This window comes from Bacillus sp. RC242, from assembly GCF_044908245.1.
Taxonomy (GTDB): domain Bacteria; phylum Bacillota; class Bacilli; order Bacillales; family Bacillaceae_G; genus Bacillus_A; species Bacillus_A mycoides.
Map to the genome: position 1 here is coordinate 64,157 of NZ_JBIYCZ010000014.1, position 26,070 is coordinate 90,226.

The 26,070-nt window shown below is 35.1% G+C and carries 23 protein-coding genes; 15 read left to right on the forward strand and 8 right to left on the reverse strand.

Annotated elements, in window-relative coordinates; all coding sequences use genetic code 11:
* Positions 1-303 precede the first annotated feature (303 nt).
* The 5 genes from ald (at position 304) to ABH957_RS22675 (ending at position 6,602) form a co-directional block, all read left to right on the forward strand.
* The gene (gene ald, locus ABH957_RS22655) at positions 304-1,437 is read left to right on the forward strand and encodes an alanine dehydrogenase (protein WP_113937877.1); all 1,134 of its coding nucleotides are present in this window, start codon (positions 304-306) and stop codon (positions 1,435-1,437) included.
* A gap of 103 nt (positions 1,438-1,540) precedes the next feature.
* Complete coding sequence (locus ABH957_RS22660; RefSeq protein WP_002063741.1) at positions 1,541-2,956, forward strand: amino acid permease; 1,416 nt, start codon at positions 1,541-1,543, stop codon at positions 2,954-2,956.
* 126 nt (positions 2,957-3,082) lie between these two features.
* Entirely contained in the window at positions 3,083-3,634 is a 552-nt protein-coding gene (locus ABH957_RS22665) for a class I SAM-dependent methyltransferase (RefSeq protein WP_404512253.1), read from the forward strand.
* Positions 3,635-3,843: 209 nt separating this feature from the next.
* Positions 3,844-4,221: an ArsR/SmtB family transcription factor gene (locus tag ABH957_RS22670; protein WP_002010461.1), complete on the forward strand. Its 378-nt coding sequence runs from the start codon at positions 3,844-3,846 to the stop codon at positions 4,219-4,221.
* Between the two features lie 20 nt (positions 4,222-4,241).
* The gene (locus ABH957_RS22675) at positions 4,242-6,602 is read left to right on the forward strand and encodes a heavy metal translocating P-type ATPase (RefSeq protein ID WP_404512255.1); all 2,361 of its coding nucleotides are present in this window, start codon (positions 4,242-4,244) and stop codon (positions 6,600-6,602) included.
* Positions 6,603-6,825: 223 nt separating this feature from the next.
* Here ABH957_RS22675 and ABH957_RS22680 read toward each other — a convergent pair whose 3' ends face one another.
* The gene (locus ABH957_RS22680) at positions 6,826-8,289 is read right to left on the reverse strand and encodes a nicotinate phosphoribosyltransferase (RefSeq protein ID WP_078178067.1); all 1,464 of its coding nucleotides are present in this window, start codon (positions 8,287-8,289) and stop codon (positions 6,826-6,828) included.
* A gap of 199 nt (positions 8,290-8,488) precedes the next feature.
* Between ABH957_RS22680 and ABH957_RS22685 the strand changes: the two genes are divergently transcribed.
* From ABH957_RS22685 to ABH957_RS22695, 3 genes are all read left to right on the forward strand, one after another.
* Positions 8,489-9,760, forward strand: coding sequence for a tetratricopeptide repeat protein (locus ABH957_RS22685; RefSeq protein WP_016101848.1), 1,272 nt, complete (start codon positions 8,489-8,491; stop codon positions 9,758-9,760).
* Positions 9,761-9,762: 2 nt separating this feature from the next.
* Positions 9,763-9,894: a quorum-signaling peptide NprX gene (gene nprX, locus ABH957_RS22690; RefSeq protein ID WP_002174820.1), complete on the forward strand. Its 132-nt coding sequence runs from the start codon at positions 9,763-9,765 to the stop codon at positions 9,892-9,894.
* A gap of 168 nt (positions 9,895-10,062) precedes the next feature.
* The gene (locus ABH957_RS22695; RefSeq protein WP_113937880.1) at positions 10,063-11,763 is read left to right on the forward strand and encodes a M4 family metallopeptidase; all 1,701 of its coding nucleotides are present in this window, start codon (positions 10,063-10,065) and stop codon (positions 11,761-11,763) included.
* 63 nt (positions 11,764-11,826) lie between these two features.
* Here the strand turns inward: ABH957_RS22695 and ABH957_RS22700 are convergent, their stop codons facing one another.
* Positions 11,827-12,375 (reverse strand): TVP38/TMEM64 family protein, encoded by a 549-nt coding sequence (locus tag ABH957_RS22700; RefSeq protein ID WP_113937881.1) that lies wholly within the window; start codon positions 12,373-12,375, stop codon positions 11,827-11,829.
* Positions 12,376-12,775: 400 nt separating this feature from the next.
* On the opposite strand from ABH957_RS22700, the gene ABH957_RS22705 reads away from it, so the two are divergent.
* Both ABH957_RS22705 and ABH957_RS22710 read left to right on the forward strand, forming a co-directional pair.
* Positions 12,776-13,294 carry an RNase A-like domain-containing lipoprotein gene (locus tag ABH957_RS22705; protein WP_002125157.1) on the forward strand — a complete coding sequence of 173 codons (519 nt, stop codon included), beginning with the start codon at positions 12,776-12,778 and terminating at the stop codon, positions 13,292-13,294.
* A 15-nt stretch (positions 13,295-13,309) separates the two neighbouring features.
* The gene (locus ABH957_RS22710; protein WP_404448615.1) at positions 13,310-13,582 is read left to right on the forward strand and encodes a hypothetical protein; all 273 of its coding nucleotides are present in this window, start codon (positions 13,310-13,312) and stop codon (positions 13,580-13,582) included.
* Positions 13,583-13,694: 112 nt separating this feature from the next.
* On the opposite strand, the gene ABH957_RS22715 is transcribed toward ABH957_RS22710, so the two are convergent.
* From ABH957_RS22715 to ABH957_RS22725, 3 genes are all read right to left on the reverse strand, one after another.
* Positions 13,695-14,957, reverse strand: coding sequence for a VanW family protein (locus tag ABH957_RS22715; RefSeq protein ID WP_404512257.1), 1,263 nt, complete (start codon positions 14,955-14,957; stop codon positions 13,695-13,697).
* A 234-nt stretch (positions 14,958-15,191) separates the two neighbouring features.
* Complete coding sequence (locus ABH957_RS22720; RefSeq protein ID WP_242310844.1) at positions 15,192-16,208, reverse strand: LCP family protein; 1,017 nt, start codon at positions 16,206-16,208, stop codon at positions 15,192-15,194.
* Between the two features lie 186 nt (positions 16,209-16,394).
* A complete protein-coding gene (locus ABH957_RS22725; RefSeq protein ID WP_404512259.1) occupies positions 16,395-17,573 on the reverse strand; it encodes a NupC/NupG family nucleoside CNT transporter in 1,179 nt (392 codons plus the stop codon).
* Positions 17,574-17,664: 91 nt separating this feature from the next.
* Here ABH957_RS22725 and gloA2 point away from each other — a divergent pair, with 91 nt between their 5' ends.
* From gloA2 to aspA, 3 genes are all read left to right on the forward strand, one after another.
* The gene (gene gloA2, locus ABH957_RS22730) at positions 17,665-18,051 is read left to right on the forward strand and encodes an SMU1112c/YaeR family gloxylase I-like metalloprotein (protein ID WP_404448611.1); all 387 of its coding nucleotides are present in this window, start codon (positions 17,665-17,667) and stop codon (positions 18,049-18,051) included.
* 110 nt (positions 18,052-18,161) lie between these two features.
* Complete coding sequence (locus ABH957_RS22735; RefSeq protein WP_404448609.1) at positions 18,162-19,460, forward strand: hemolysin family protein; 1,299 nt, start codon at positions 18,162-18,164, stop codon at positions 19,458-19,460.
* Positions 19,461-19,641: 181 nt separating this feature from the next.
* Positions 19,642-21,075, forward strand: a complete 1,434-nt coding sequence (gene aspA / locus ABH957_RS22740) for an aspartate ammonia-lyase (RefSeq protein ID WP_002029742.1) — start codon at positions 19,642-19,644, stop codon at positions 21,073-21,075.
* Between the two features lie 38 nt (positions 21,076-21,113).
* Here the strand turns inward: aspA and ABH957_RS22745 are convergent, their stop codons facing one another.
* On the reverse strand, positions 21,114-22,733 hold the full coding sequence (locus tag ABH957_RS22745; protein WP_113937886.1) for a lactate permease LctP family transporter: 1,620 nt from the start codon (positions 22,731-22,733) through the stop codon (positions 21,114-21,116).
* A 203-nt stretch (positions 22,734-22,936) separates the two neighbouring features.
* Positions 22,937-23,476 (reverse strand): redoxin domain-containing protein, encoded by a 540-nt coding sequence (locus ABH957_RS22750; RefSeq protein WP_321146562.1) that lies wholly within the window; start codon positions 23,474-23,476, stop codon positions 22,937-22,939.
* A 387-nt stretch (positions 23,477-23,863) separates the two neighbouring features.
* Here ABH957_RS22750 and ABH957_RS22755 point away from each other — a divergent pair, with 387 nt between their 5' ends.
* Positions 23,864-24,151, forward strand: coding sequence for an ArsR/SmtB family transcription factor (locus tag ABH957_RS22755; protein ID WP_001075217.1), 288 nt, complete (start codon positions 23,864-23,866; stop codon positions 24,149-24,151).
* Positions 24,152-24,358: 207 nt separating this feature from the next.
* Complete coding sequence (locus ABH957_RS22760; protein ID WP_002010492.1) at positions 24,359-24,538, forward strand: acid-soluble spore protein H; 180 nt, start codon at positions 24,359-24,361, stop codon at positions 24,536-24,538.
* Between the two features lie 42 nt (positions 24,539-24,580).
* Here the strand turns inward: ABH957_RS22760 and ABH957_RS22765 are convergent, their stop codons facing one another.
* Positions 24,581-25,930 (reverse strand): peptide MFS transporter, encoded by a 1,350-nt coding sequence (locus ABH957_RS22765; protein ID WP_061674012.1) that lies wholly within the window; start codon positions 25,928-25,930, stop codon positions 24,581-24,583.
* Positions 25,931-26,070 lie beyond the last annotated feature (140 nt).

Genomic DNA, 26,070 nt, shown 5'->3' on the forward strand with positions numbered 1-26,070 from the left:
ATATGTATACGTCATTGCTTAGTTTTTTTACATTATTTATTATTGTCAAATAATAAATAATTACTATTCATTTTGAATGGATATAATAGAAATAGAGTAATAGATGATGGAGTGGTACGGAGAACCCAATAAAATCAATGTTTTATATATTTACACTATTCTAAATATATAAACTTTAAAAAAATAGTATGTTAGCGTTTTCATAACTTTTAAGTTATGCTAGAATAAGGACATAAGTTATTAATTATTTAAAAAAGAAAAAAGAATTCCTTTTTTCTGTTAATTATAAGGGGGCATTTCATTATGCGTATTGGGGTACCAGCAGAAATTAAAAACAACGAAAACCGTGTGGCAATGACACCAGCAGGTGTTGTACATTTAGTTCGTAACAATCACGAAGTATTCATTCAAAAGGACGCAGGTGTAGGATCTGGTTTCACAGATGCTCAGTATGTTGAAGCGGGAGCGAAAATTGTTGAGACGGCTGAAGAAGCTTGGAACATGGAAATGGTTATGAAAGTTAAGGAACCAGTTGAAAGCGAATACAAACACTTCAGCGAAGGTTTAATCTTATTCACATACTTACACTTAGCTCCAGAACCAGAATTAACAAAAGCGTTAATTGAAAAGAAAGTTGTTGCTATCGCATATGAAACAGTACAATTAGAAAACCGTTCATTACCATTACTTGCACCTATGAGTGAAGTAGCTGGTCGTATGGCTGCACAAATCGGTGCGCAATTCCTTGAGAAAAACAAAGGCGGTAAAGGTATCTTACTTGCAGGTGTTCCAGGAGTTAAACGTGGTAAAGTAACAATTATCGGTGGTGGACAAGCTGGTACAAATGCTGCTAAAATTGCAGTTGGACTAGGTGCGGATGTAACAATCATCGACTTAAGTGCAGAACGTCTTCGTCAATTAGATGACATTTTCGGAAACCAAGTAAAAACTTTAATGTCTAATCCTTACAATATTGCAGAAGCTGTAAAAGAATCTGATCTTGTAATCGGTGCAGTATTAATCCCAGGTGCAAAGGCTCCAAAACTTGTAACTGAAGAAATGATTAAATCAATGGAACAAGGTTCTGTTGTTGTAGATATCGCGATTGACCAAGGTGGTATTTTCGAAACAACTGACCGTATTACAACTCACGACAACCCAACTTATGAGAAACATGGTGTTGTTCATTATGCAGTTGCAAATATGCCGGGTGCGGTTCCACGTACATCAACTCTTGCATTAACAAACGTAACAGTACCATATGCAGTACAAATTGCTAACAAAGGCTACAAAGAAGCTTGCCTAGGCAACACTGCATTATTAAAAGGTATTAACACATTAGATGGCTATGTAACATTCGAAGCAGTGGCAGAAGCTCACGGTGTAGAGTACAAGGGTGCTAAAGAATTATTAGAAGCAGAAACAGTATCTTGCTAATAGAAGCATTATACAAAACAAAATCGAACAATATATAAAACAACATGATAAGAGCTAAGAGATAATACCTCTTAGCTCTTCTTGGTAAAAGGGGGCATTCATCGTGGCCAACCTATTTAAAAAGAAATCCGTTACGCAATTGTTAGGGGAAAGTAAAAGTAAAACTTTGACGAAAACGCTAGGGGCATTTGACCTAACAATGCTAGGGATTGGTGCGATAATTGGTACAGGAGTTCTAGTATTAACTGGATTAGTAGCAGCAAGAGATGCTGGTCCAGCAGTTATTTTTTCATTTATGATTGCAGCAATTGTTTGTGGATTTGCAGCTTTATGTTATGCAGAGGTTGCATCTGCACTTCCTGTTTCAGGTAGTGTGTACACATATTCATATGCAACAATTGGTGAGTTTGTTGCCCATTTAATGGGATGGACATTGCTATCCGTATATGTCGTAACGACTGCCGCAGTAGCTGGCGGATGGACAGGTTATTTCAATAATTTAGTGAGTGGATTGGGACTTGAAATTCCAAAAGCGTTGTTAACGATTCCATCGCAAGGTGGTATGGTGAACTTACCCGCAGTTATCGTTACGTTGGTGATAACTTGGTTATTATCACGAGGTACAAAAGAAAGTAAGCGTGTGAATAACATAATGGTATTAATTAAAATTGGTATTGTTGTTTTATTCATTGCAGTTGGTGTATTCTACGTGAAACCAGAAAACTGGATACCATTTGCACCGTACGGCTTAAGTGGAGTCTTTGCCGGAGGAGCAGCAGTATTCTTCGCATTCTTAGGATTTGATGCATTAGCAACTTCTGCTGAAGAAGTGAAAAATCCACAACGTGATTTGCCGATTGGTATTATTGCTTCATTAGTCATTTGTACAATCATTTATGTTGTAGTTTGTCTCGTTATGACAGGTATGGTTTCTTATAAGGAATTAGATGTACCTGAAGCGATGGCCTATGTATTAGAAGTTGTAGGACAAGATAAAGTGGCTGGTGTAATCGCTATTGGAGCTGTAATTGGTATTATGGCTGTAATTTTCGCATACATCTACGCTACGACACGTGTATTCTTCGCTATGAGCCGTGACGGTTTATTGCCAAAATCTTTTGCGAAAATTAACAAGAAGACAGAAGCACCAACATTTTCAGTTTGGTTAACAGGAATTGGTAGTGCTTTAATTGCCGGATTTATCGATTTAAAAGAATTGTCGAATTTAGCGAATATTGGAGCGTTATTAACATTTGCGATGGTTGGTGTAACTGTCATCATTCTTCGTAAAACGCACCCGAAATTACAACGTGGATTTATGGTACCACTTGTACCAATCTTACCGATTATTTCAGTTGCAAGCTGTCTATTCTTAATGGTAAATCTACCGTTAAAAACATGGATATACTTCGGTGTTTGGTTAGCAATCGGAGTGGTTGTATACTTTGTTTATTCGAAAAAACATAGTCATTTAAAAGACGATGGAAGTTCGCAAGATAGTTTAGAAAAAGCTAATTAAAGGGATATAAAGTTAGTAAGCCTTGTGCGTCTAGGGAGCGCGCAAGGCTTTTTCTTTTGGGGAAATAAAGGAGACCAATGTTATGTTGTCGAATTTTTATGTCGGAATATAAGAAGGGGTGGAAAGATGGAGACGGAAGTTGTCGTTGGAGCAGAGGGATATAATAATAACCCAGGGTGGTTACATACGAATGAAAAAGAATTACATTTATTAAAAAGAGAAACGTGGATTAATAAATTTCCGTCTAATTCTTTATCAGTAATTTTGGCTGAGCACGTATGGGAGCATTTATCGTATGAAGAAGGTATAGAAGCAGCTAAAGTTTGCTATGAGCTTTTGGAATATAATGGATATATTCGCTGTGCAGTGCCGGATGCATTTTTCCCAAATGAAGAGTATCAGCATGGTGTGCAAGTGGGAGGACCTGGCCCGTTAGATCATCCAGCTGCAAGTCATAAAATTGTACATAACTACAAAACGATTATATCTATGTTTGAAGCAGCAGGTTTTCAAGTAAAGCTTTTAGAATACTGTGATGAGAATGGCCAGTTTCATTATAGTGATTGGGAAGAGAACGGTGGATTTATTTATCGATCGAAACGTTTTGATCATAGAAATCAAGATGGTAAATTAGGATTTGCTTCGTTAATTGTGGATGCAGTAAAAGTTAATAAATAAGAAGGGATGCACGGTAGTTTTCGTGCATCCTTTTTGTATGAAGAGCATGATAGATGCGGAGAATATTTATATGTTTATTTTGAAATGTGAACGAAATGTTTTAAAAAATGTATGAGAATTCATTGACACATATGAATGGACGCTCATATAATAAAGGTATAAGACATATGAATAGTTGTTCATATGTTCAAATGAAGAGGTGAGCTGTGATGGCTGAAAATAAAGTAGAAACGCAACAGGAAGCATGTTCTCAAACGGTAATTCACGAGGAAATCGTGGATCAAGTAAAACAAACAATTCCGACTGATGAAAGTTTAAGTAAAGTAGCAGAATTATTTAAAGTATTAGGTGACCGCACACGTACGAGAATATTACATGCATTATTTGAAGCTGAAATGTGTGTTTGTGATTTAGCTTATTTATTAGGAATGACGCAATCTTCAATCTCACATCAGCTTCGTGTATTAAAGCAAGCAAAGCTTGTAAAGAACCGTAAAGAAGGAAAGGTAGTTTATTACTCATTAGCTGATCAACACGTAATTCATATCTTCGAGCAAGCGTTTGAACACGTAAACGAGGAAGAATAAAAAAGCGAGGAGGGAGAACGATGGCAGAAGCATTAGTGAAAAAGAAACTTATGCTAGAAGGTTTAGATTGTGCAAATTGTGCAATGAAAATTGAAAAAGGTGTTGGGAATATAGAAGGGGTAACATCTTGTTCCGTAAACTTTGCAACAAAAACGATGCTTTTAGAAACACCGCAAAATAAAGAAAATCAAGTTGTTACGGAAGCGAAGCGACTTGTTACAAAATTAGAGCCGCATATTAAAGTGCAAGAAGAGCAAAAAACAAAATCAGTAAAAGAAGTATTTGTATTAGAAGGCTTAGATTGTGCAAATTGTGCAATGAAGATTGAAAATAAGGTAAAGGAAATGCCAACGGTTTCAGAAGCGACTGTTGATTTCGTATCAAAGAAATTACGAGTAGAAGTTGCAAATAAACGAGAACTTGAATCGACTGTACAAAATATAAAAAATGTTGTTCAAAAGTTAGAGCCTGATGTAAAAGTTGTTCGTGAAGAGGAAAAAGGACACGACCATGGCCATGATCATGGTGATGGAAATGTGAAAAAGATGATAGGACGATTAGTAGTCGGTGGAATTTTGACAGGAATTGCTGCATTAGCCGGATTACCGCAAATGATAACAATTCCATTATTCGTCCTTGCTTATTTATTAATAGGTGGAGATATCGTTTGGAGAGCGGCGAGAAACATAACTCGCGGCCAAGTGTTCGATGAAAACTTTTTAATGGCAATTGCAACTTTAGGAGCTTTCGCGATTCAACAATATCCAGAAGCGGTAGCAGTTATGCTATTTTACCAAATAGGGGAACTGTTCCAAAGTATTGCAGTAAATCGTTCTCGAAAATCAATTACGTCATTAATGGATATTCGTCCTGACTATGCGAATGTGAAAGTTGGAAACGAAACGAAACAAGTATCACCAGAAGATGTGCAAGTTGGTGAGTATATTATCGTAAAACCAGGTGAAAAAGTACCGTTAGACGGGAAAGTAGTTGAGGGAACATCAATGATGGATACTTCAGCGTTAACAGGTGAGTCTGTACCGAGGGAAGTAGAAGTTGGTAATGACGTATTAAGTGGTTTTGTAAACCAAAATGGTGTATTAATTGTCGAAGTTACAAAAGAGTTCGGTGAATCCACTGTATCGAAAATTTTAGACTTAGTACAAAATGCAAGTAGCAAAAAAGCGCCAACAGAAAACTTTATTACGAAGTTTGCACGTTATTATACTCCTGTTGTAGTTATAACAGCAGCAATAATGGCATTTATTCCACCACTTATTTTAGAGGGTGCTACATTCTCCGATTGGATTTATAGAGCTTTAGTGTTCTTAGTAATCTCTTGTCCATGTGCACTCGTTGTATCGATTCCTCTTGGGTTCTTTGGAGGTATTGGTGGGGCATCTAAAAGTGGTATTTTAGTAAAAGGAAGTAACTATTTAGAAGCATTGAATGATGTGAAATATATCGTTTTTGATAAAACAGGAACATTAACAAAAGGTGTCTTTAAAGTTACGAAGATGGAGCCTAGTGAAGGTATCACAGCTGAAGAGCTATTAGAATATGCAGCATTTGCAGAAGTATATTCAAATCATCCGATTGCACAATCTATTCGAAACGCATATGGAAAATCAATCGATGAAAATAGTATTGAAGACTATAGTGAAATTTCAGGTCTTGGTACGGTTGTAAAGGTACAAGGAAAAGAAATTTTCGCAGGTAATGCTAAATTAATGAAAAAAGAAAACATTACATTTAAGCAACCAAATACAGTAGGTACACTAGTTCATGTTGCTGTAGATGGTAAATATGCAGGTTATATTGTTATCTCTGATGAGGTAAAAGAGGATTCAAAACAAGCAATTCAAAAGTTAAAAGAACTAGGTATTAAGAAGACAGTCATGTTAACTGGTGATGCAAAATCAGTTGGTGAAGCTGTTGGTAAAGAATTAGGTTTAGATGAAGTCCATGCCGAATTATTACCACACCAAAAAGTAGAAGAAATCGAAAAAATTGATGCAGCAAAACGCGGTAAAGAAAAGATTGCATTTGTCGGTGATGGTATTAATGATACGCCAGTACTAGCAAGGGCAGACGTTGGTATTGCGATGGGCGGTTTAGGATCAGATGCAGCAATTGAAGCTGCTGACATCGTTATTATGACTGATGAGCCTTCAAAAATTGCGACAGCTGTAAAAATTGCAAAACGTACACGTAGTATTGTCTGGCAAAATATTATATTTGCATTAGGGGTAAAAGGGTTAGTGTTATTACTCGGCGCCTTTGGTATTGCAACAATGTGGGAAGCAGTCTTCTCAGATGTTGGTGTGACGTTACTTGCAGTATTAAATGCAATGCGTGTACTACGAGTAAAAGATTTATAAAAAAGAGGACGCAATTGCGTCCTCTTTTTTATTGGTTATTTTGTTGAAATTGACTCAAGAAAATAACATCAAATATTATTTTGTTTTTAAATAATGTAATATATTAAATTATAAAAAACAATATTCTTCTTATTATTTTAATATATTTTTTACAAATATCTATATAGTATTGAAAAATGGAGAAGTGGGGGAGGGACAAAACCCCACTAATTAAAGCTTCACTTTATTTTTGTATGTTTTTTTCAACTTGTTCTCGAACAGTTTGAATATAATTCATTTTATGATCCCAACATTCTTGGCTTAAATCGACAGGGTACTCTTCTGGGTTTAAAGTTCGCATATACTCTTCCCAAAATAGTGAGAGGCTGCGTTCATTATACTTTTGAATCTCTAATATATTAGGTAATTCATACGCTCTGTTACCGTTAATGAAAATATCTTGATGCAGTTCGCGTGCTTCAAAGCTTGTTACGAATTTACTTATATATGTATGAACTGGATGAAACATTTTTAAACGCTCTTCTTTTCCGGGTTCTTCTGACTCTAAAGCAATATAATCGCCCTCTGCATGATCGTTAACACGGTTAATAATACGATAAATTCGTTTAAGTCCTGGGGTTGTAATTTTTTCAGGATTAGATGAAATCTTAATCGTATCATTTAATTTTCCGTCAGTATCTTCAATAGCGACTAGTTTATAAACGGCCCCTAATGCTGGCTGCTCAAAGGATGTAATCAGCTTTGTACCAACACCCCATACATCAATTTTTGCCCCTTGAGATTTCAAGTGCATAATCGTATATTCATCTAAATCGCTAGAAGCGATAATTTTTGTGTTTGTAAATCCAGCTGCATCAAGTTGTTTTCTGGCCTCCTTTGATAAATATGCCATATCACCACTATCAAGGCGAATGCCATAAAAATCGATACGATCCCCGAACTCTTTTGCAACACGAATCGCATTTGGAACACCAGATTTTAATGTGTCGTATGTATCGACAAGAAATACACATTTTTTATGTGTTTCAGCATATTTTTTAAATGCAACATATTCATCGCGATATGCTTGAACGAAAGAATGGGCATGTGTGCCAGCTACAGGGATGCCAAAGCGTTTCCCTGCGCGAACGTTACTTGTAGATGAAAACCCACCAATAAAGGCAGCTCGTGTTCCCCAAAGGGCAGCATCAAACTCATGAGCGCGTCTTGTACCGAACTCTAAAAGCTCATCATTATTTGCAGCGTGCTTCATACGTGCAGCTTTTGTAGCAATTAATGTTTGGTAATTTACAATATTTAAGAGGGCGGTTTCAATTATTTGTGCCTCGCCAAGCGGTGCATCAACACGTAATAATGGTTCGTTATTAAAAACAACTTCGCCTTCTTGCATACTACGAATCGTGCCAGTAAATTTCATGTTTTGTAAATAATGAAGGAAGTCTTCTTCAAATTGCAGCTCTGCTAAATAAGCGATGTCACTTTCGGTAAAGCTGAAATTTTCTATGTACTCTACAATTTTTTCAAGACCAGCAAAAACAGCATAGCCGTTTTCGAATGGAAGCTTTCGAAAGTATAGATCAAAAACAGAACGGCGAGTATGAATACCATCTTTCCAATATGTATAAGCCATGTTGATTTGATATAAATCTGTATGTAAGGCGTAACTATCGTCTTTATAATGATTCATTGTGAAAACACCTCCGCAATTTGGTTATAGTATACCAATTTTCCCCCTTCCGTAGCAAAGAAGTAATAGGGGATTGAAGTCAAGGGAGAAAAAAATGAAATAATGCATATTTTTTAGAAAATTTACATTTATCAATTTATATTTCTCAAGATTTTATGTATTATTAGAGTAATGGGGGTAATGAGAATGGAGGAGGACAATGCAACAAACATTAGAAAAAATAGGCAAGCAAGTTTTTTATAAACGGCTACAGCAAAAAATGACACAAGAAGAATTATGTCAGGGCATTTGTTCTGTCTCATACTTAAGTAAGATCGAAAATGGAAAGATTGAAGCATCAGAAGAAATTCTACAATTGCTCTGCACAAGACTAGAAATTGCTGTGACGGATTTGAGAGATGTAGAAGAAGATGTGAAGGTGAAGTTGGACGAGTGGTTGAATGCATTAGTTCATTTGGACAAGCAACAAGTAGAGCGCATATACGAAGAGTTGCAAGGTGAAATGAAGCATGTGTTGGATTTTGAAATTATAAATTATTATAAACTGCTGTATACACGTTATTTAATTATGAAAAGGGATATATCTGCAATTGAAGAAGAATTAGAGAGATTAAAGAAAGTCTACAAAAAGTATTCTCCATTTCAGAAGTTATTATATACGTACAGTAGAGGGTTATTGTGCTGTTTGCAGTATAGATGGAAGGATGGACTAGACCACTTATTAAAAACAGAAGTAATGGCCAAGGAACAAGGGTATCATGAAACGGGTATGTACTATAATATAGCGCTTGCATATACTCATTTAGATATTCATCACCTTGCAATTCATTTTGTGAATATAGCATTAGAAGGATTTCGTAGTGAATATAAGTTTAGAAATATAATTAATTGCCAGATACTTATTGCAGTAAGTTACACAGAAAAAGGTCAGTATGAAGAGGCCTTAAGAATGTATGAGAGTATATTGAGGGAGGCCACATCTTTTGCGGATAAGGATGTACTTTTAGCTATTACTTTAAGCAATATGGGAAGTATATATTATAAAAAAAGCAAATATCAGCAGGCGAAGAAATATTATTTGGATAGTCTGCAACTTCAAAAACAAGTAGATTTAAACTATCTAGATACAATATATGAACTGGCATTAGTATGCATTAAATTAGAAGAATTAGAAGAGGCAAAAGAATGGATTGATAAGGGAATTGTTGCAGCAAAACAAGAAGAGAGATTTAATGCAAAGTTATATTTGCTTTTAATTCTTAGATATAAACATTTTGAAGAAGCAAAAGATTATAAAGTATTTTTGGAAAATGAGGCTATTCCTTTGTATAAATCTGCGGGAAATAAAATAGAATTAAAGAAAGTATACGTTGAACTCGCAGAACATTTCGCTAGTTTATCGAGATTTGAGGAAAGTAATCGATATTATAGGTTAGTTATTGATTTGATGAATGATAATAAGGAGGAGTGAAAATGAAAAAGATGGTATTTGGAGTATTGGCGTTTATAGTAACTCTTACAGTTGCTGGAGGAATACATCAGTATAGTAGTAAACCTGATATCGTTGGTCAACAAGCTAAAACGGTTCAACAAATTAATTCATAACCAAAAAACCCCTTTCCAAACGGAAAGGGGTTTCTCAATATTTGCTCCCGAAAATTCTACAAAACTTGAGAAAACAATTATTTGAATTTTTAGTATATTAATAGTGGAAACATAATGATAATATGAAACTACTCTTTTTCAAAAATTTTTTATTAGGGGGAATGTTAGATGAAAAAGAAGAGTTTAGCGTTAGTGTTAGCGGCAGGAATGGCAGTTACTACGTTCGGAGGGACAGGCTCTGCATTTGCGGATTCTAAAAATGTACTCTCTACTAAGAAGTACAATGAGACGGTACAGTCACCTGAGTTTATTTCTGGTGATCTAACTGGAGCGACTGGTAAGAAAGCGGAATCTGTTGTGTTTGATTACTTAAACGCGGCAAAAGGTGATTATAAGTTAGGGGAAAAGAGTGCGCAAGATTCTTTCAAAGTGAAACAAGTGAAAAAAGACGCTGTAACTGATTCAACAGTAGTACGTATGCAACAAGTTTACGAGGGAGTACCTGTATGGGGATCTACTCAAGTAGCTCACGTAAGTAAAGATGGTTCTTTAAAGGTATTGTCTGGAACAGTTGCGCCTGATTTAGACAAAAAGGAAAAGTTAAAAAACAAAAATAAGATTGAAGGCGCAAAAGCAATTGAAATCGCACAGCAAGATTTAGGAGTAACACCTAAATATGAGGTAGAACCAAAAGCGGACTTATATGTATATCAAAACGGTGAAGAAACGACATATGCATACGTTGTAAATCTAAACTTCTTAGATCCAAGCCCAGGAAATTACTACTATTTCATTGAGGCGGAAAGCGGTAAAGTATTAAATAAGTTTAATACAATTGATCATGTAACAAATGATGATAAGTCTCCTGTTAAACAAGATGCTCCTAAACAGGATGCGAAAGCGGTTATAAAGCCTGTAACAGGAACGAATAAAGTAGGAACTGGTAAAGGTGTATTAGGAGATACGAAATCGCTTAATACAACGTTATCTGGATCATCTTACTACTTGCAAGATAATACGCGCGGAGCAACAATTTTCACATATGATGCGAAAAATCGTTCGACGTTACCAGGAACATTATGGGCAGATGCAGATAATGTTTTCAATGCAGCGTATGATGCAGCAGCAGTAGATGCTCATTACTATGCAGGTAAAACATATGATTACTATAAAGATACATTTAACCGAAATTCTATTAATGATGCAGGAGCACCATTAAAATCAACTGTTCATTACGGAAGTAAGTATAATAATGCATTCTGGAACGGTTCACAAATGGTATACGGAGATGGTGATGGTGTAACATTCACTTCATTATCTGGTGGTATTGACGTAATTGGTCACGAATTAACGCATGCAGTTACGGAAAATAGCTCGAATTTAATTTATCAAAATGAATCAGGAGCATTAAATGAAGCAATTTCTGATATCTTTGGTACGTTAGTAGAATTCTATGATAACCGTAACCCGGATTGGGAGATTGGTGAAGATATTTACACGCCTGGTAAAGCAGGAGATGCACTGCGTTCTATGAGTGATCCAACGAAATATGGTGATCCAGACCATTATTCTAAGCGTTACACTGGTTCAAGTGATAACGGTGGCGTTCATACAAACAGTGGTATTATTAACAAACAAGCTTATTTATTAGCAAATGGTGGTACGCATTCTGGTGTAACTGTAACTGGTATCGGTAAAGATAAATTAGGTGCGATTTACTACCGTGCAAATACACAGTATTTCACGCAATCTACTACATTTAGTCAAGCTCGTGCTGGTGCAGTACAAGCTGCAGCTGATTTATATGGTGCTAGCTCTGCAGAAGTAGCAGCAGTTAAGCAATCATTTAGTGCTGTTGGTGTAAACTAAGGCTTTAAGGGATAGTTATTAATAAAATACCTCAAAAATAAAGAAGGAGCATAGGCTCCTTCTTTATTTTTTTCTCCATTTTTTCCACAAATAAAATAATCCAACACAACCCGCGATTGTTATAATCCACTTCGCTTCATTTGTTCCGTTTATGACATGATATGCAGAATATACTTCAATCAATAAGGCCGGTATTTTCCCTATTGTGCTGGCAATACTGAAAGAGAGTAATGACATCTTGCCTAGAGCTGCAAATAAAGTAACGATACTGGATGGAATGAAAGGAATAAAACGAAAAGATAGGACGAGTAGAAATGCCTCCCTGCCTTCTACGTAAAGAAGGCGCTCTACCTTTGGATACTTATTTACTTTATCGTGAGTGAACCTTTGAAGGCCTATACGATAAATATAAAACGAGATAATAGCCCCTAATGCCTCGCCTGTGATCGAAATGATTGTACCATTTGTTACACCGAAGAGTTGTATATTAATAGCGGTCAAAAAAATACTAGGGATAAAACCTAAAAGACTGATGATGATGTTGATTAAGATACTAAGTGGAATTGCGATTGAATAATAATCTGTTAAGAAGTTTTGAATTGTTTCAACCATTTTATAAAATCCTTTATCTTTTTTTGCATTACACCATATTTCTATTGTATAGGCAAGTGCAAATTTACATAATGTAGAAAACAGTTGATAGAAAGCTGTTTATATACCTTATGTAGGTATTGGGTATATAAAAACAGGGGTATATTTAACTTATTTGAAAAACACTCCGAAAATCCTATATTTAAAGGGCTCGTGGAGTGTTTTGATTGGTGTTTTCATCCGGGAAATAATTATAAAAACATGGGGGTATATTTTAAGAAGGGCGAAAAACAGTGATTTGATGAAAGGGGGGGGGGAAAATATAGCAAAATGAATGAGGATTTTAAAACCGTATACATTTTTTCTTTGTGAAATTGACTTTTAGTGGAGTTACGATAATAATCATGGAAGAGGTGATACGATGAAACGATTAAGTAGTCTTTTCTTGAGTAGTTTATTGGCACTAATGCTGATTTTAAGTGGATGTGCAGGAAAAGAACAAAAAACAGAAAAACCAAAAGAGGATCATTCTACATCAGTAGAAAAAATTAGTGATAATATTTTAGATGAAATGGAAGGGCCACCTAAAAATGGTCATACGATTGAAAGGCATGTAGGCAAATCGGAAGAGGATTTGAAGAATCGTTTGAAGACAGATAAAGTTTCAGCGGCAAGTACATACTATGATAAGGAAACAGCGACAAAGGCTGTGAAAGATAGTTTAAAACAACATGATAAAGAAATTCAGGATTGGTTGAAAAACTCTAAAGAGGCTCGTCTTGTATTGAATACAACTCATTCATTCCCAGTTGGAAAAACAGTAATAAAGAAAAATATGAATGTAAAAGACAAGCTAGTAAAGACTGTTACTGTTTTAGCGAGAGATAAATCAGGAAATCTAGGATTTAAGATTATTACTTCTTATCCATCAGATAAATAAAGGGGGGGAGTATATATGTATCCAACATTACAATACTTTCTTAAATCGTACTGTACGTTAAGTATTCATGAGGATGAAATAGTAAGCGTGATGGAAGAGTTTATGGAGCAAGAGGACGAAGAGATTGTTTTGAAATTACGCGATGAATTAGTAAATATGAAGAAAAAGAACGCGTGGGAAGAAGCGTGCGTATTAGCTGCGAAGCAAGGCAATCGTGTGTGGTCTTTAGAAGAAACGAAAGATCATCTGGAAAATTTTTTACTATTATTGCAAAAGAAAAAGGCGTGAGTAGATCACGCCTTTTTGTATACGCTTTTTGAAATTTGTCCGTTTGATATTATCTCATTGTTTTGGGGCACTTTTATATACGCTTTTTGAAATTTGTCCGTTTGATATTATCTCATTGTTTTGGGGCACTTTTATATACGCTTTTTGAAATTTGTCCATTTGAGAGTACTTCACCGTTTTGTGTTACTTTTTTATACGTAACCGCTGTTATTTTATCACCAGTATTACTAACTACTTGAGAAGAAACTTCAACATTTTTACCAGTATTTGTACCGAAAATACGTGTAGTAATACTACCGCCATTTGAAAATGCTTGAATGTAAATATGCTTACCTGTATTGTTTTTAAATTTTAAATCCGGACCATAATCTGCTACTGCTGCATCTTGCCCAAGTGGTAAATAATTTACGGGCATAGAATGATTGCTTCGAGAAACAATTCCTAAATCTGCCCTTAAAGCTGCGCTGTATAAAGTACTACTTACTTGGCAAACACCTCCGCCTGCACTTTGTATAACTTTACCTTGTGAATATACTGCTGCGGATTTATAACCATGTGCAGCATCAGTTACGCCAACACGGCCATTAAAACTAAACGTTTCATCAGGTGCTACAATAACTCCACTTAAAGTATTAGCTGACTTATTTACATTATAGGACTGACTTCCATTACGGCCAGCCATTGGGGTAGAGTATTCAGCAATCACTTCTTTAATCCCCATTTGTTGTATATCTTCTGTAGAACGTTCAGGTTTTATTAGTGTAACTGGTAATACAACATCGGATGTGCCAGAAGTAATAGCTGCGCTTGTTAAATCGGTTAATTTTCCTTTATCAATTTTTTCCCCAGTGTGACTTTGGCTAATATTTACTGTAGAGCCTTCAACACTTAATTCGGCGTTGACAGGATTTTTTAATGTTTCATTATATTTATCCTTTATAAAGGTTTCATAAGTTGTTGTATTTAATTGTGGTGTTAATTTATAGTCACGTTTTACTTCACCGTTTTCAGCTTGCTTACGCATGTTGTAACGATTCATTACGTTCCCTTCTTGTTCTTTAAAGATATTGTCGACAATATCCTTCTCTTTATAATCTACTCCTAAATCTTTCCACGTGTAATTTTGCTTATCATTTTGGAATACGTAGTTAAGAGGTTTTTGATTTAATTCATTCACCTTTTGATTAACAAGGGCTTGAATAGCTGCTTTATTTTTTCCATCAAGAGAAATACCTTCAAATGTAGTGTTTGGTAGTGCAGTTGTATTTAGTTGATTATTTAATTTGGATACATATTGATATCCACCAACACCACCAACGCAAAGTAATATGCCACCAGCGATAGCGGAACCGATCAGGATTTTGCTTAGCTTCATTTATTTCCCCCCAGAAAAATTTGTATAAATATATGTATTACATTTTTTGTATAAAAATGATGAAAATAACATTATGTACGTCCTAGTATACTATTATTTTCACTACGTGTGTAATGTTTTCACAAAAAATGTTACACTGCTGTAATAATTGTCTCTTTTTGTCACAATATGAATGAGAAATATGTTGAAAATTATAATAAAAAGGCTGCTTAGAAAAATCTAGCAGCCTTTTTATTATAATTTTTTATGCTCATTTTTATTCGTAACACCGAGATGTTCTTGAAGTGTTGTCGATATATCATTAACACTCTTTTCGTTTGGAACGTAATAATAAATACCACCTATATATTTATCAGTACCTTCCACTTGCAATTTATCCATTTTTAAATTTGAATCCATTGAATTTTTTGCAATAGTCATCATATCATCAAAAGTTAAATTTGTTTTTAAGTCTGTATCGACAGCATCTAATAGGCTTCCGATTTTATTAATGGAATTGAGAGATAGTGCTTTCTCAGCAATAGCTTCTAAAACAAGTTGTTGTCGTTGACCGCGCATATAATCACTGTCAATATGGCGAGTTCTAGCTAGTGCAAGTGCTTCTTCTCCATTTAAATGTTGACGTCCTTTTTTGAGGTGAATTGCATCTGCTTCGTCGCTACTATTTTGTTCTGTGAACTCAACGGGAACGTCGACAGTTATACCACCTAGAGAATCAACGATCTTGATAAAGGATTTGAAATTAAATTTTACATAGTAATCAACTGGGACATCTAAAAAGTTTTCTACTGTATCAATTGTGCTGTCTACACCACCAAATACGTGTGCGTGTGTGATTTTATCATATTTATCACGTGATTTAATGTAGACGCGTGAGTCACGTGGAATGCTGACAAGTTTAACTGATTTATCATTTTTATTAATTGTTGCAAGTAATAATGCATCCGTACGAGTTGCTTTTCCGTAACCTTTTTCCCTGATATCACTTTCATCAACACCCATAATAAGGACAGAAATGTTGTCAGTCATAGGTTTAACAGCTTTTTCACGTTTGCTGGATTTATCTCCCCGGCCGAGTTCAGAATAGGCATTGCTTAAGACAGATTTTGCTTTACTGTATATATGGAAGGAATAGCCTCCTGCTCCCATTGCTACAATAAGTAATGGAATGAGAATGAACCAAAGTAGGCGTTTTTTCTTTAATTGTTTTTTTGTGGTTCGATTATTTTTGTTAACGTCGGATTTCATCATTTGTTCTCCTTTAAAACTATCAAAGTGTATATATCTAGAAGCGTATTAAAACACATAAAAAATATTTTACGCTAAATAAAATGGATTGTACATGTATAAAAAATAGATGTCTCGATTATTTATGAGACATCTATTCGTTATTGTATACAAAAGATAAGGATAAGAAAATGATAAAATTTTACCTAATTACAACATAATACTTACAATAATTGCAGATAGAATACTAACGAGAGTAGCTCCGTATAGTAATTTTAAGCCGAACCGGGCAACAACATTTCCTTGTTCTTCGTTTAACCCTTTTACAGCACCGGAAATAATTCCAATGGAAGAAAAGTTGGCAAAAGAAACGAGGAAGACAGAAATAATACCAACTGTACGGATAGAGAGAGTGCTGGAAATTTTACTAAGATCCATCATTGCTACAAATTCATTTGTTACAAGTTTTGTTGCCATAATGCTACCAGCTGTGACAATCTCAGAACTTGGTACGCCGATAAGAAATGCAATAGGGGCGAATACATAGCCTATTAGTTGTTGGAAAGTAATGCCGAATATAATGAGGAATAGGTCATTAATACAACTCATTAATGCGACGAATCCAATGAGCATAGCGCCGACGACAATTGCTACGCGAAAACCATCAAGGATGTATTCTCCGAGCATTTCAAAAAAACTTTGCTTTTCACCTTTTATTTCTAAAATATCTTCGTCGTCGTTAACGTCGTAAGGATTAATAATGAGTACGATAATAAAACCGCTAAATAAGTTCAGAACGAGTGCGGTTACTACATATTTTGGTTCGATCATCGTCATATAGGCACCAACAATGGACATAGATACGGTAGACATAGCAGAGGCGCAAAGTGTATAAAGTCGATGTTTTGGGATTTGAGCTAATTGTTTTTTTACCGTAATAAAAACTTCTGATTGGCCGACAATAGCGGAAGCGATGGCATTGTAAGATTCTAATTTCCCAAGACCATTTATTTTGCTAAGAAAGAAACCAATCCAATGAATAAATAATGGTAGTATTTTGAAATGTTGTAATATACCAATTAAGACGGAAATAAACACAATCGGTAATAATACATTAAGGAAAAATGGCATTTCACCTTTGTTTGCAAGACCTCCAAATACAAAATTTATACCAGATGCAGCATAGTCGAGTAACTTTGTAAACAAGTTGGAAATTATCGTAATAAGGATGAGGCCAATTTCTGTATTTAATAATAAATAGGTTAAAATTAACTGTATAATAAGCATGATGAAAATTGGCTTGAATTTAATATGTTTTTTATTGTTACTAGCGATGTAGGCAAGGAGAAAAACAACGATAAGTCCAGCGAAAAAAGTGATAAATTTCATAATAAGCCCCCTAAAAGAGATATTCTGATATATATGTTTTTCATTTAAAGTGAGAATATGCATGTTTGGTAAAGAGAGGAATAGAGGAATCATGAATATATGTAGAGTACATCACGTTGCAATTATTTGTTCAAATTATGAAGTGTCAAAGGATTTTTATACACGAATATTAGGTTTCAAAGTGAAGAATGAAGTATATAGAAAGGAACGAAATTCGTATAAGTTAGATTTATGTGTAGGAGGAGAGTATCAAATTGAATTATTTTCATTTCCAAGTCCGCCTGACCGCGCAAGCTTTCCTGAGGCTGCTGGACTTAGACATTTAGCTTTTGCGGTTACTGATATAGAAGATGCTGTTAAACATTTAAACCAATGCGATGTTGAGACGGAATTGATACGTGTTGATGAGATAACGGGAAAAAAATTCGTCTTTTTCCAAGATCCTGACGGTTTGCCATTAGAATTGTATGAGGGCTAAAAATTGGTGAATTTTATATAGGGTTGCTTTCAAGCAAATGAAGAAACTAAAGTGAAACTTCTTTATTTAAAGGAGGTGTAACTTTAGCTAAGAAAAGCTAAAGGACATATGTGGATATTTTAAAATTATTGATGGTAGCTGTTCTTATTGCGCTAACAGGTTTCTTTGTAGCTGTAGAGTTTGCAATCATAAAGGTGCGTAGCAGTCGTATCGATCAACTCGTTAGTGAAAAAAGACGAGGCGCATTGGCAGCTAAAAAAGTAACTTCAAATTTAGATGAGTATTTATCGGCATGTCAGTTAGGAATTACGATTACTGCTTTAGGGCTCGGGTGGTTAGGAGAACCGACGATTAAACATTTACTCGAACCGCTGTTTTTAAAATTGGATTTATCTCCTGCAATTACAAGTACAGTTTCATTTATTATTGCATTTGCAGTTATTACGTTTTTACATGTTGTAATTGGTGAACTCGCTCCAAAGACTTTTGCAATCCAAAAAGCAGAGCAAGTTAGCTTATTATTATCAAAGCCCCTTATTTATTTTTACCGAGTTATGTATCCATTTATTTGGGCTTTAAATGGCTCTGCACGATTTGTGACAGGCTTATTTGGTTTACATCCTGCTTCTGAACATGAAGTTGCGCATTCTGAGGAGGAACTAAGATTAATCTTGTCTGAGAGTTATGAGAGTGGCGAGATTAATCAAACTGAATTTAAATATGTGAATAACATCTTTGAATTTGATAACAGGGTAGCAAAGGAAATTATGGTACCTCGTACTGAAGTTGTTGGCTTATATGAAGATGAGCCGTTTGAGACACATATTAAAGTAATCGCACAAGAAAAATATACGAGATATCCAGTATTTGGTGAAGATAAAGATGAAATTATTGGGATGGTTAATGTAAAGGACTTATTTATTCGTTATATGGATGGTAATCGAGATGAAGAGTGTTCGATTACACCATATACACGTCCAGTTATTGAAGTGTTAGAAAATATCCCAATCCATGATTTACTATTGCAAATGCAGAGAAGGCACATTCCATTAGCTGTATTATATGATGAATATGGTGGCACAGCAGGGATTGTTACATTGGAAGATATTTTAGAAGAAATTGTTGGAGAAATCCGAGATGAATACGATGAAGATGAGCATCCACCTATAGAACATATAAGTGAAGTGTGTAAAATTGTAGAGGGGAAAGTGCTTATTAGCGAAGTAAATGATTTATTTGGCATACATTTGGTCGCTGATGATGTTGATACAATTGGTGGTTGGATTATGGTACAAAAGCAAATCGTTGCTGAAGGAGATATTATTGAAAAACACGGCTTTTCTTTTAAAGTTCTTGAAAAGGATATGCATCAAATTAAGCGAGTTGAAATAAAGAAAGTAGAAGAATGAATGGATTTTCTATTATATAAACTTTAATAAAAAGTATATATAGAAAAATAAATGTTTGCGCTTTCAAAAAAGGTGCTATATAGTGAAAGTGGATACTGAAGAATTCATTTAATGATACTCGTATTTTATAGGGCGAATTCTTTAGATAAGGATTTAGAATGAAAAGTATAGGTGATGAAAAATGATAGCAACGAAGGATATACGTATAGAAAAAGATTTTTTAGGTGAAAAGGAAGTACCGAGTGTAGCTTATTATGGTGTACAAACATTACGTGCCGTAGAAAACTTTCCTATTACAGGATACCGCATTCATCCGTCACTCATTACGGCAATGGCAATTGTAAAAAAAGCGGCAGCGCTTGCGAATATAGATACAGGTTACTTAGCTAAAGATATCGGACAAGAAATTGCAGAAGCGGCACAAGAGATTGTTGATGGAAAGTTCCATGATCAATTTATCGTAGACCCGATTCAAGGCGGAGCAGGGACTTCAATTAATATGAATACTAATGAAGTAATTGCTAATAGAGCGCTAGAACGTATGGGATACGAAAAAGGTGAATATGCGAAAATTAGTCCAAACACTCATGTGAACATGGCCCAATCAACAAATGATGCGTTCCCAACTGGGATTCATATAGCAACTCTTATGATGCTGGAAGAACTTCTTGTTACAATGGAAGAACTTCACTCTGCTTTTCATGATAAAGCAAAAGAATTTGATCACGTTATTAAAATGGGGCGTACGCATTTGCAAGATGCAGTTCCAATTCGCCTTGGACAAGAATTTGAAGCATATAGCAGAGTGCTAGAGCGTGATATAAAAAGAATTAAACAGTCTCGTCAACATTTATACGAAGTTAATATGGGTGCGACAGCTGTCGGCACGGGATTAAATGCAAACCCTACTTATATAGAACAAGTTGTGAAGCATTTACGAACTTTTAGTGGTTTCCCTCTTGTTGGTGCAGAGCATTTAGTTGATGCGACGCAAAACACAGATGCATATACAGAAGTATCTGCAGCACTAAAAGTATGTATGATGAATATGTCTAAAATTGCAAATGACCTTCGTATTATGGCGTCTGGTCCACGTGTTGGGTTGGCGGAAATTCAATTACCGGCTCGTCAACCAGGTTCATCTATTATGCCGGGGAAAGTAAATCCAGTTATGGCAGAAGTAATTAACCAAGTTGCTTTCCAAGTAATTGGAAATGACCATACAATTTGCTTAGCGTCAGAAGCTGGACAATTAGAGTTAAATGTAATGGAGCCGGTATTAGTATTTAATTTAATTCAATCCATCAGTATTATGAATAACGGTTTCCGTGTATTCCGTGAATACTGTATAAAGGGAATTACAGCGAATGAAGAGTTGCTTAAGCAATATGTTGAAAAAAGTGTTGGAGTTATTACAGCAGTGAATCCTCATATTGGTTATGAAGCAGCTTCTCGCATTGCACGTGAAGCAATTGCGACAGGAAAATCTGTTAGGGAGCTATGTTTAGAACATGGTGTACTTACAGCAGAAGAGCTTGATATTATTTTGGATCCATACGAAATGACGCATCCTGAAATTGCTGGTGCTTCTTTATTAAAGACTAAAAAAATGTAATGTAAAAAGCACCGATCCATTTGGATCGGTGCTTTTTTTTAGAAGATATTAAATACAGCGTTTAATTGAAGTAAGCTAATAATAGCTAAGAAGATTAAACTATATTTCATTACTATTTTAAATAGAGCAGATTCTTGACCAACTAGTCCAACTGCTGCACAAGCAACTGCTACAGATTGTGGTGAAACCATTTTTGCGATTGTACCACCAACTACGTTTAATGAAACGAGAGTAGATGGTACGATGTTTAACTGATCGGCAGTTACTGCTTGAAGTGGTGCGAATAATGAACCACTTGATACGACTGAACCTGTAATGAATACGCCAATCCATCCTAAGATTGGAGAAAGAACTGGGAATGCATTTCCTGTAGAAGAGAATGCAAGTCCAAGTGTAGATGACATACCAGAGTAGTTTTCTACGTAAGCTAAAGCGATAACGCTACAAATTGTATATACTGGAACTTTTAGTTCTTTTATTGTTTCGATCATTAATTCTTTAATCATTTTGCCGTTTACACGGTAGACGATAAGTGAAACGATGATTGCTAATACAATCGCAGTAGTTGTAGAAGAGAATACATCTAGTTTGAAAATCGCTGCGAAAGGTGTATCAGCCTTTGTAATTGGTGCAGTTTTCATAACCGCATTATGAAGACCAGGGAATTGAATGTTAAATACTAAGTTTGCCAATGGACCATCCGGAGCAAATAAAGCTTTAATTGGTTTTAAATTAAAGATTGTTACAAATGCAGTTAAGAATACGAATGGGGACCAAGCATATAAAATTTGATTGAATGTATGAGATTCTTTTTCTTCTTGTTTTTCTTCTTTAGCAGAAGATTTTGGTTGCCAAACACGTAAGAATAATGTAAGAGCGACCATACTTACGACTGCTGCGAAAATATTAGTAAGTTCAGCGCCTAAGAAATAAGTCACAAGGAACTGAGTAATTGCGAAAGAAACACCACTTACAAGAATACCTTGCCAAGTTTCTTTAATGCCTTTAAATCCATCTACCATTGAAACAAGTAAGAACGGTAAAACAATGCTAATGAATGGCAAAATGTAAACAGCTTGACGACCGACAGTTAATGCATCTAGCCCAGTTAATTGTGCAGGTACTGTAACTGGAATACCCATAGCACCCATAGCGCCACCAGCGATATTAGCTACTAAGCAAATACCTGCTGCTTTTAATGGATTAAAGCCCATACCTACAAGTAATGCAGCTGTAATAGCAACTGGAACACCGAAACCAGCTGCGCCTTCTAAGAAAGCACCGAAAGAATAAGCGATTAATAATACTTGTAAACGCTGATCATTTGTAATACTTGAAATGCTATCACGAATGACATTGAATTGTTCTGTTTTAACAGTTAATTTGTAAAGGAAGATAGCTGCGATAACGATAGTACAAATTGGATAAAATCCAGATAAAACACCGAATCCGGCAGATGCTACAGCTACAGTTGCGGGCATTTTATAAACAAATATAGCAAGAATAATAGCGACGATCACACTATAAAGCCCAGCCATGTAACCTTTCATTTTGAATCCCACTAAACAAATAATGAAGCAAAAAATTGGGAGTGCTGCGATTAGTGCAGATAACCAAATATTGTTTAATGGGTCATAAATTTGTGTCCAAGTACTCATAATAATGACAACTCCTATCTATTATATGTGAAGAAATTCACATTATTTGTGAAACTATTCACAATCAACTTACATGCTTAGTATATTCTCCTTCAACACTATTGTCAACGTGAAAAAGTATAATTATTCCATAATAGTATTAAAAGTAACATTTTGTTCATAAAGTAGACAAAAAGCGTAATCAAATTGATTTGATTACGCTTTTATAAATTATTTACATATTCTTTCATTTTTTCATATGTCATTGGTCCTACATGCTTATATTGAATGACACCGTTTGAATCGATGACAAAAGATGTTGGAATACTGATAATTTGATATGCGGCACTTGCCTGTCCTTTCTGATCTAATAGGACGGGAAAGGTATATTTGTTTTCTTCAAGAAATTGTTTTACATTGTTCGGGTCTTTTTCAGTAGCTGTCGCATTTACAGCGACAATTTCAATCCCCATATCTTTAGTATCGTGATAAAACTTCTCCATATCAGGCATTTCTATTTTGCATGGACCACACCAGCTTGCCCAAAAATTCAATATTACTTTTTTTCCTTTATAGTCTGTAAGACGAACTTCTTGACCAGTGGTTGTTTCTAGAAGGAAATTGCGGGCAACATTGCCAACTTCAGTTCCAATGGGGGTGTTTGATTTTGAAGCTATATCTTCTTTGTTGTCTAATAGGAAGTGATCGATAATAGTCCAGCCAACCGCAATGCTAATTAACGCAATAATAAACCATTTTTTAATATTACATCATCCTCCTTACTTAAATTTCCTTTTTATCGTAACAAAGTGGTTAAATATGGTCAAATTACTTTACGATAGGTTATCAATTATGGACGATATTTTACAATATCATTACTGTACATTTCAGTAAGGTGAAAATATAACAAAAAGCCTGATAAAACAACGTTTGTAAGCAAAGTATTGCTAGCCCTTTGTTTTGCTTTTTTATTGTATCATATAGTATAATATTCAAAATCAGGTGGGATTTTTTCTTGAACTGTGTGCTGATAAAAGTCGGAAAATTTTCTCAGCATTATAGGTTGATAAAGTTATGTCGTAACAGGAAATATAAGAACAGATATATAAATAAATAAAAAGAAAATAAAAAATGAAAATGAGGGGAATTTTATGAACCAAAACCAATTTGACTGTCGTATTTCAGAAGAAGACGTACAGATGTTAAGAGCATTAGCTCATCCACTTCGTCTACGTTTAGTAATGGAACTGATGCAGCGTGGAACATGTAATGTAACACAATTACAAGAGGTATTAGAAATTCCGCAATCAACTGTTTCGCAGCATTTAACGAAATTAAAACAAAATAAAGTAGTACGCTTTGAGAGACGCGGGTTAGAAGTGTACTATCAAATTCATAACGATAAAGTAAGTGAAGTAGTAAAAACATTATTTTCTTAATTTTTGAATATTACGGAAAGAAGACGTGTGAAATATACGTCTTTTTTTATTTGGAAAGGATCTAATAATAGGAAGATTTGAGAGCGTATATATTAGCGCGTTAGAAAGAAACAAACTATCGGTTGAAGTACTAAATTGACGGAATATATTCTGAAGGGATATGAAAAGATAGAAAGGAGTGTTGTAAGCCAAAGGAGGAATAATATAATGGATGTAAAACGTGTGAAACAGATATTATCTTCTTCAAGTAGAATTGATGTTACATACGAGGGAGTCCCCGTATGGATTGAGAGCTGTGATGAGCAGAAGGGTAGTGCTCAAGTGTATGACGTATCCAACCCAGGAGAGAGCGTTCACGTGGATGTGACGGCTTTAGAAGAGATGTAATAGAAAAGACGCTTCTAATTGTAGAAGCGTCTTTTTTATTCACTATTCCATCATATGTGCAATTTTCTTAGAGAACATAAGAAGTACTAATCCTAGCACGATTACGATAACACCGATGCTTGCGAATACTTCTAAATATCCTAAAGATTGAGTGAAAGCAGCTAATTGTCCTGCTAATAAGTTTGCAAAGCCAGTACCAGCTAACCATACACCCATTAATAAAGATGCTAATTTAAGAGGTGCGATTGCACTTACCATAGATAATCCGATTGGTGATAAGAATAATTCACCGATTGTGTGGAACATGTAAGTGAATACAATGAATAGTAAGTTTGCTTTCATTGTAATGTTACCTTCATCGCTACCAGTTTTTAGAACAGCTAAAGTTAAAACTAAGTACCCGATTCCTAGTAAAATCATACCAAAAGCCATTTTTGTAGGGATTTTTAAATCACCATTTTTTGTTTTTGAAAGTTTAATCCATAATGCAGAAACTGGTAATGCTAGTAAGATAATGAATAGTGGGTTTACAGATTGGAACCAAGGTGTTGGAATTGTAAATCCACCAATTGTACGATCCACGAACTTATCTGTGTAAAGTGTTAAAGAACTACCAGCTTGTTCAAATCCTGCCCAGAAGAATACAACGAAACAAGTTAAAATTAAAATTGCAGTTGTACGCTTTTTCTCTTGTGTTGTTAAAGGTTTTTTCTCAATAGGTTTTGCATTTTGTTCTTTAGATTTTTTACCGACAACAGTTGTTCCGATAGACCCTAAGTAACGAGGTGCTAAGAAATTAAAGGCAATCTGTCCAATAATCATACCGATACAAGCTGTTAAGAAACCGTATCTATAATCTGTGAAGTAACCACAAATGAATGGAGCGATAAGAGCTCCTAAGTTAATTCCCATGTAGAAGATAGTGAAGGCACTATCACGACGAGAATCGTTGTCGCTATATAATTGACCTAGTAAAGTCGAGATATTTGGTTTGAAGAATCCGTTACCGATAACTAATAATCCTAATCCTAAAAATAGTCCAGTTTTCGTGTTCATTGAAAATAGTACGAAGTTACCAATCGCCATAATGATACCGCCGATGGTAATGGCATGTCGTTTCGTAATGAAATGGTCAGTTAACCAGCCACCAATAATCGGTGTGAAATATACAAGCATTGTGAAAATACCGTAAATTTGAACTGCAACTGCTTTATCAAATCCTAAACCGCCACTTACTAAGCTCGTTGTTAAATAAAGAACTAATAAGCCACGCATTCCGTAATAACTAAATCTTTCCCATGCTTCTGTAAAGAACAACAAATATAATCCTGGTGGATGTTTTTTTGGTGATTGTTGCTCTCCAGCTTTGTCTAATTTTAAAGCTGCATCCATGTTTGTTTCCCCCTAATCCTGTATAACGGATATTTATGTAATTATTTTAATTCACAAAATATTTAGAAGTCAATAGAATTATATGGAAATAGCAAGAAAATTTCTGAAAAAATCTATTTTTCTTCAACCGTTATTGTATT

What these genes read in the sequence shown, in the direction of transcription:
- ABH957_RS22670 (WP_002010461.1), top strand. Translation starts at nt 3,844, where the DNA reads ATGGCTGAAAATAAAGTAGAAACGCAACAGGAAGCATGTTCTCAAACG.
- ABH957_RS22745 (WP_113937886.1), bottom strand. Translation starts at nt 22,733, where the DNA reads ATGAGTACTTGGACACAAATTTATGACCCATTAAACAATATTTGGTTA.
- ABH957_RS22680 (WP_078178067.1), bottom strand. Translation starts at nt 8,289, where the DNA reads ATGAATCATTATAAAGACGATAGTTACGCCTTACATACAGATTTATAT.
- ald (WP_113937877.1), top strand. Translation starts at nt 304, where the DNA reads ATGCGTATTGGGGTACCAGCAGAAATTAAAAACAACGAAAACCGTGTG.
- nprX (WP_002174820.1), top strand. Translation starts at nt 9,763, where the DNA reads ATGAAAAAGATGGTATTTGGAGTATTGGCGTTTATAGTAACTCTTACA.
- ABH957_RS22725 (WP_404512259.1), bottom strand. Translation starts at nt 17,573, where the DNA reads ATGAAATTTATCACTTTTTTCGCTGGACTTATCGTTGTTTTTCTCCTT.
- ABH957_RS22755 (WP_001075217.1), top strand. Translation starts at nt 23,864, where the DNA reads ATGAACCAAAACCAATTTGACTGTCGTATTTCAGAAGAAGACGTACAG.
- ABH957_RS22665 (WP_404512253.1), top strand. Translation starts at nt 3,083, where the DNA reads ATGGAGACGGAAGTTGTCGTTGGAGCAGAGGGATATAATAATAACCCA.
- ABH957_RS22700 (WP_113937881.1), bottom strand. Translation starts at nt 12,375, where the DNA reads ATGGTTGAAACAATTCAAAACTTCTTAACAGATTATTATTCAATCGCA.
- ABH957_RS22715 (WP_404512257.1), bottom strand. Translation starts at nt 14,957, where the DNA reads ATGAAGCTAAGCAAAATCCTGATCGGTTCCGCTATCGCTGGTGGCATA.
- gloA2 (WP_404448611.1), top strand. Translation starts at nt 17,665, where the DNA reads ATGAATATATGTAGAGTACATCACGTTGCAATTATTTGTTCAAATTAT.
- ABH957_RS22710 (WP_404448615.1), top strand. Translation starts at nt 13,310, where the DNA reads ATGTATCCAACATTACAATACTTTCTTAAATCGTACTGTACGTTAAGT.
- ABH957_RS22675 (WP_404512255.1), top strand. Translation starts at nt 4,242, where the DNA reads ATGGCAGAAGCATTAGTGAAAAAGAAACTTATGCTAGAAGGTTTAGAT.
- ABH957_RS22705 (WP_002125157.1), top strand. Translation starts at nt 12,776, where the DNA reads ATGAAACGATTAAGTAGTCTTTTCTTGAGTAGTTTATTGGCACTAATG.
- ABH957_RS22685 (WP_016101848.1), top strand. Translation starts at nt 8,489, where the DNA reads ATGCAACAAACATTAGAAAAAATAGGCAAGCAAGTTTTTTATAAACGG.
- ABH957_RS22760 (WP_002010492.1), top strand. Translation starts at nt 24,359, where the DNA reads ATGGATGTAAAACGTGTGAAACAGATATTATCTTCTTCAAGTAGAATT.
- ABH957_RS22765 (WP_061674012.1), bottom strand. Translation starts at nt 25,930, where the DNA reads ATGGATGCAGCTTTAAAATTAGACAAAGCTGGAGAGCAACAATCACCA.
- aspA (WP_002029742.1), top strand. Translation starts at nt 19,642, where the DNA reads ATGATAGCAACGAAGGATATACGTATAGAAAAAGATTTTTTAGGTGAA.
- ABH957_RS22695 (WP_113937880.1), top strand. Translation starts at nt 10,063, where the DNA reads ATGAAAAAGAAGAGTTTAGCGTTAGTGTTAGCGGCAGGAATGGCAGTT.
- ABH957_RS22720 (WP_242310844.1), bottom strand. Translation starts at nt 16,208, where the DNA reads ATGATGAAATCCGACGTTAACAAAAATAATCGAACCACAAAAAAACAA.